The sequence below is a fragment of the Clostridium aciditolerans genome, from assembly GCF_016316925.1.
In the GTDB taxonomy this organism is placed as follows: domain Bacteria; phylum Bacillota; class Clostridia; order Clostridiales; family Clostridiaceae; genus Clostridium_AM; species Clostridium_AM aciditolerans.
In genome coordinates, this window is the sequence record NZ_JAEEGB010000072.1 from 1 (window position 1) to 1,658 (window position 1,658).

General features: G+C 35.7%; 1 protein-coding gene. It reads right to left on the reverse strand.

What is annotated here, in order from left to right; all coding sequences use genetic code 11:
* On the reverse strand, positions 1-1,658 hold a 1,658-nt coding region (locus tag I6U51_RS24540; RefSeq protein ID WP_211145165.1), incomplete at both ends, for a pyruvate formate lyase family protein.

Sequence of the window (1,658 nt, forward strand, 5' to 3'; positions counted from 1 at the left end):
TTATTTATTCTGCTTTCTTCATCTTTTCCAAGTGCATCTGGTATTATTGAGAATGTATTTGATACACCGTCTTGGCAGTATTCCCTGTATGGTATTTTAGCTACTGAGTTTAGTGATGCTAAAGCTCCATTCTCATCTCTTCCGTGCATTGGGTTTGCTCCTGGTGCAAAAGCTTCTCCAGCTTTTCTTCCGTCAGGAGTTGATCCTGTCTTCTTACCATAAACAACATTTGATGTTATAGTTAACACTGATAGTGAGTGATCTGCATTTCTATATGTCTTATGCTTCTTAAGCTCAGTTGAGAATTTCTTTGTTAATTCTACTGCTATATCATCTACTCTATCATCATCATTTCCGTATTTAGGGAAGTTACCTTCTATTTCAAAGTCAACTGTTATTCCTTCTTCATTTCTTATTGGTCTAACTTTAGCAAATTTTATTGCGCTTAAGGAGTCAGCTGCAACTGATAATCCTGCTACACCAAATGCCATGAATCTCTTAACCTTTGTATCGTGAAGAGCCATTTGTCCTGCTTCATAAGCATATTTATCGTGCATGTAGTGTATTGTGTTCATTGTATCAACATATAGCTCAGCTACATATTTTAATACTTTGTCATAGTTAGCCATTACTTTATCGAAATCAAGAACTTCATCAGTTATTCTTTCTATTCCAGGTACTACTTCTATTAAGCTGCCATCCTTAGCTTTTTTCTTTTCATCTACTCCACCGTTTATAGCGTAAAGTAATGCTTTTGCTAAGTTTGTTCTTGCTCCGAAGAACTGCATTCTCTTACCTACTTCCATAGCAGATACACAGCAAGCTATAGCGTAGTCATCTCCATATATTGGTCTCATTATATCATCATTTTCATATTGGATTGAGTCTGTCTTTATTGACATTTCAGCACAATATTTCTTGAAGCCTTTAGGAAGTTTGTCTGACCAAAGCACTGTCATGTTTGGCTCTGGTGCTGGTCCTAAGTTTGTTAGTGTGTGTAAGAATCTGAAAGCTGTTTTAGTAACTAATGACTTTCCGTTAACTCCAACTCCACCGATTGATTCAGTTATCCAGTTAGGGTCTCCTGCAAATAAGTCATTGTATTCAGGAGTTCTTAAGTGTCTTACCATTCTTAGTTTTATAACAAACTGATCTATTATTTCTTGAGCTTCTGCTTCTGTTATAGCTCCGCTTTGAAGATCTCTTTCTATGAATATATCTAAGAAAGTAGTGTTTCTTCCTAGTGACATTGCTGCTCCGTTATTTTCTTTTACTGCAGCTAAGTATCCAAAGTATACGAATTGAACTGCCTCTACAGCATTTGAAGCTGGTGCTGATATATCTATTCCATATGATAATGCCATTGCTTTTAATTCTTGCATAGCACGGATTTGCATTGAAACTTCTTCTCTAAGTCTTATAGTTTCATCACAAGATCCTTTTAATTCTTTTAAATCTTTCTTCTTTTGTGCTATTAGGAAGTCCATTCCGTATAGTGCTATTCTTCTATAGTCACCTATGATTCTTCCTCTTCCGTAAGCATCAGGTAGTCCAGTTAAAAGACCAACTGTTCTAGCTTTTCTTGTTTCTTCTGTATAAGCATCGAAAACTCCTTCGTTGTGAGTTTTTCTGTATTTCTTAAAGTTCTTGTTTAATTC